Origin of the sequence: Pleionea sediminis, assembly GCF_007570825.1 — a bacterium.
Lineage (GTDB): Bacteria > Pseudomonadota > Gammaproteobacteria > Enterobacterales > Kangiellaceae > Pleionea > Pleionea sediminis.
In genome coordinates this window covers 1-3,994 of sequence record NZ_SUNB01000019.1, presented here as the reverse complement: position 1 = coordinate 3,994, position 3,994 = coordinate 1, and the positions used below count along the sequence as shown (strand labels likewise).

Below are 3,994 nucleotides of genomic sequence, written 5' to 3'. Positions count from 1 at the left end.
TTCTACGTCCGAAGAAAAACCCGAAAGCGAATTTGAAAAAGAGGAAACATAATGTCGAAGAAATCTTGGTTTCACATGCAAGCGGCTGGTCGAGGTCACGCAGACATTTATATTTACGATGAAATCGGTGGCTGGGGGATTTCCGCAAAAGACTTTGCGACGGAGTTAAAAGGATTAGGGCAAGTTTCTGAGCTTACGGTTCACATTAATTCGCCGGGTGGTTCGGTGTTTGATGGTGCTGCCATTTATAACTTACTGGCGGAACATGAGGCAAACATTACCACTCGTGTCGATGGGTTAGCGGCCTCCATGGCGTCGATTATTTTTACCGTTGGTGATGTTCGAATCATGCCTGAGAACAGTCTGTTGATGATTCATAATCCACGCATGCCAGTATTCGGTGAAGCCAAAGATTTAAAGAAAGCGGCAGAGCTGTTAGATAAAGTTCGTTTAACCTTTAATAACGCTTATTTAAAAGTGATGAACGTGGAAAGTGATGTGTTAAACGAGATGTTGGATGAAGAAACTTGGTTAAGTGCCGAGGAAGCCACCGCGTTTGGACTTGCAACGCAACTATCACCACCCATAGAACTCGCTGCGAGTTTCGATTTATCAAAACTGGATGGACGTGATCCCCGACTGGCAAAGTTTGAGCAGCACAAAGTTTCGAAGCCCTTTATAACATCGTTAAAAAATATCGCTGAGAACCTGACAGCGGAACAACAAACCTCTCCACGATTAAATGAGGAAGTGACTATGACACACACAGTGAACGAGCCTGACGTTATTGCGACCAATCATGCTGACGACTCAGTTTCCAATGAATCGTTACGTGATCGAAATCGAGCCATTATAGAAGCGTTTAAACCGTTTCCACAGCTGAATGATTTACAAGCAGAGTGTCTCGCGGATGTTGACCTGAGTTTGGATGATGCCAGGACCCAATTACTGGCAAAACTCGGTGAGCAATCTGCGCCGAGTGGCGGTGGATTTCATGGCAGTTACATTGATAATGGTCATGCCGATAAAGATGCGATGGTGATGGCACTTCAATGTCGAGCGCATCTTACTGACCGCCTTGAAGTAAAAGACTTGGGTGCGTATCAAACCATGTCATTACTTGAAATGGCTCGAGCTGCTCTGCAATGTAAGGGTATAGGCACCGCATCGTATGCGTCAAAACTTGAGCTCGTTGGTGCGGCGTTTACACATTCGACGAGTGACTTTGGTAATGTATTGATGGATGTTGCGCACAAAGCCATGTTACGGGGTTATGAGGAAGCGCAAGAAACTTTTCAGCAATGGACGTACAAAGGTTCGTTATCGGATTTTAAAGTCACGCAACGCGTTGCGCTCAATGCGTATCCATCATTAAGTGAAGTGAAAGAAGGCGCTGAGTATTCGTACGGCACTGTCGGTGACCGCGCCGAACCGATTATGCTCGCAACGTACGGCAAGCTTTTTACGATTACACGACAAGCGATCATTAATGATGATTTGCAAGTCTTCACACGCATTCCGATGTTAATGGGACGTGCGGCCATTCGTACCGTGGGCGATTTGGTGTATGCAGTGTTGACGTCTAACCCTAAATTATCGAGTGGTACTGAACTCTTTCACGCGTCGCATAAAAATCTATTATCAGGAGCGTCGTCGGCATTATCGGTCAACGCTTTGGATAAAGCGCGTTCACAAATGGCGACGCAAAAACGTGAACACGAAACGGCATTGAATATCCGACCGGCTTATCTATTAATTCCAGCGGCACTCGAGGGAACGGCGAAAGAATTAATGGAGTCGAGCAGCTCACTTGAAAATCAAAAAAACTCAGGCGTGATTAATAAAGTCCGAGGCATGGCACAAGTGATCAGCGAAGGGCGTTTAGACGCAGCCAATCCTGCGTCCTGGTATTTAGCTGCAAATCCTTCGATGCACGATACGGTTGAAGTGGCGTATCTCGACGGCAATGATCGTCCGTATCTCGAACAACAGGAAGGGTTTACGGTCGATGGCGTTGCTTCAAAAGTGCGCATCGATGCTGGTGTTAAAGCGCTCGATTATATGGGTTTATTTAAAGGTAATGGTCAATAAAAAGTTATTCCAGTTTTATCCAATTCAGTGAGGGGCATCCGCCTCTTTTTTTATGTCTTTAAAAAGGGTTTCACCATGAAAAATTATCGACACGATGGCAACGTGATGGATCTGATTGCTCCTGTAGACGGAGTCGTTTCAGGAAACGCGTATCTTATGGGCGACATGATGGTTGTCGCACTTAATTCTGCGTTAGAGGGCGAGTCCTTTCGAGGACATCGTCGAGGCGTTTTTGAATTGCCCATTGCGAGCGGTGAATCGCCGAGTGAAGGCGCGATTGCCTATTGGCATAACTCGAGCCGAGAGTTTTCAACGATCAGTACCGATGGTGTTAAAGCGGGATTCTTTGTTCACGATGACTCGGGTGATGTGCTGGTTTTATTGACAGGCGTTTAAAAAATATGACTTGGCAAAGTTTACAAACACGAGTGAACACAACACTGATGGAACGTTTCGGTGAACCCAGAATTAAGATGGGTGAAACGTTTTATGACGTGATTGAACTTCGACGCAATATGTTGACCGAAGCGGGATATCAAATTGAATGGCTGGTATTTCTCGATGCACAGTACAAAGCGGTGTTTCCTTTGAACTCGTTGGTCGTACTCGACGGGGAAAACTATATTGTTCGCGAACCACGCATAGAAGATGGCCTATTGGTGTTGGAGTTAAAACGTGCATAAAGTTCGTCGCATTTTAGAGGTGATTGCCGAGCGCTTAACACCGATAAAAGATCAGGAGCGCGTCGTTGACCAAATACAGTTGGCAACGTCATTGGTACCTGATTCATTGCCCTGTCTGGCAATTGAATTCGTTTCTGATCGACCCATTGATTCTGTGAAAAGTTATGGTGTTGCCGATCATCAAGTCTCGTTTTCTGTTTCCGCAATTTTAGTGGATGACATTACTGAGCCCGTGTTGCTGAACGCACTCGATATTCAAGCGCTTGTTCACAAGTATTTGCAATTACCGAATGAATTAATAACTCCGGATACGATTGTGCTGAGTTATTTAGGACTTGAAGCACCACAAGTCAACATCGAAGGTGAACGTACCGTGTGCTCACTCATGAGTCAATGGCAACTCAATTATCGAGCACGCGTTGATGATGTTTTAGCAGACACAACAAATTAAAGGTGATTTATGGAAAGGGTGGATACTGTTATTTATAAGCCCCGTAAAGGTGGCAGTAAGACACTTGGCGATGACGAGTATGAATCGCCAGATAGTGAAACCGATGTGGGGTAAAGCGTATGTTAGTCAAACGAGAAGTGATTACGCTCGCCGTTGAATCGACTTATAACGTCAATGCGGATCCTGGTGTCAGTGATGGTATTTTGGTCGAGGATCTAAGCTTCAGTTATGCGGAGTCAAGAATGGTCGAGCGTAATGTGATTAAACCCACGTTCGGTAAAGAGCAAAGTATTTTTGCCGGCACGCTCGCGCAAGTGACGTTTACCGCTGAGTTAAAAGGTTCGGGTGAGCGCGGAGTGCCGCCAGAAATAGGGCGCGCGTTACGATGTTGTGGTTTTGCTGAAACGGTCATTCCTTTTTCTTCGGTCTATTACGATTTGGCGAGTGAAGATTTAGAAAGTTGCACGATTAAATTGTATCAAGATGGTCGTGAGAGAATGTTAACTGGATGCCGTGGTACCGCCGAGTTTAATTTAACCACGGGCGACACCGGCAAAGTCTCTTTTACCTTCACCGGCCACATTCCCGAAGAAAACGATCGACCTTTGTTACTGGCGGAATATCATGCGGTGGCACCTCCGCCCGTGATTAATGCCGCATTTCGTGTTTCGGGATTTCCTGCCGTCATTTCTGCACTGTCGATCAATCTGAATAATTCGATTGTGATGCCGCCCGATTTGTCCGCGCCGGATGGCTTTGGTGAAATTCG

At 45.8% G+C, this 3,994-nt stretch carries 5 protein-coding genes; all 5 read left to right on the top strand.

Features of this window, described 5'->3' with window-relative positions:
• Nucleotides 1-51: 51 nt before the first annotated feature.
• Nucleotides 52-2,091, top strand: a complete 2,040-nt coding sequence (locus tag FAX86_RS21970) for a ClpP-like prohead protease/major capsid protein fusion protein (protein WP_205859287.1) — start codon at nt 52-54, stop codon at nt 2,089-2,091.
• A 75-nt stretch (nt 2,092-2,166) separates the two neighbouring features.
• Nucleotides 2,167-2,487, top strand: coding sequence for a DUF2190 family protein (locus FAX86_RS21965; protein ID WP_144395646.1), 321 nt, complete (start codon nt 2,167-2,169; stop codon nt 2,485-2,487).
• Nucleotides 2,488-2,492: 5 nt separating this feature from the next.
• Complete coding sequence (locus tag FAX86_RS21960) at nt 2,493-2,774, top strand: hypothetical protein (RefSeq protein ID WP_144395645.1); 282 nt, start codon at nt 2,493-2,495, stop codon at nt 2,772-2,774.
• Nucleotides 2,767-3,225 (top strand): hypothetical protein, encoded by a 459-nt coding sequence (locus FAX86_RS21955; RefSeq protein ID WP_144395644.1) that lies wholly within the window; start codon nt 2,767-2,769, stop codon nt 3,223-3,225. Before FAX86_RS21960 ends, FAX86_RS21955 begins: the two co-directional genes overlap by 8 nt.
• Before the next feature lie 119 nt (nt 3,226-3,344).
• A partial coding sequence (locus tag FAX86_RS21950; protein WP_144395643.1) for a phage tail tube protein occupies nt 3,345-3,994 on the top strand: 650 nt, incomplete at its 3' end.

What these genes read in the sequence shown, in the direction of transcription:
- FAX86_RS21970 (WP_205859287.1), top strand. Translation starts at nt 52, where the DNA reads ATGTCGAAGAAATCTTGGTTTCACATGCAAGCGGCTGGTCGAGGTCAC.
- FAX86_RS21965 (WP_144395646.1), top strand. Translation starts at nt 2,167, where the DNA reads ATGAAAAATTATCGACACGATGGCAACGTGATGGATCTGATTGCTCCT.
- FAX86_RS21960 (WP_144395645.1), top strand. Translation starts at nt 2,493, where the DNA reads ATGACTTGGCAAAGTTTACAAACACGAGTGAACACAACACTGATGGAA.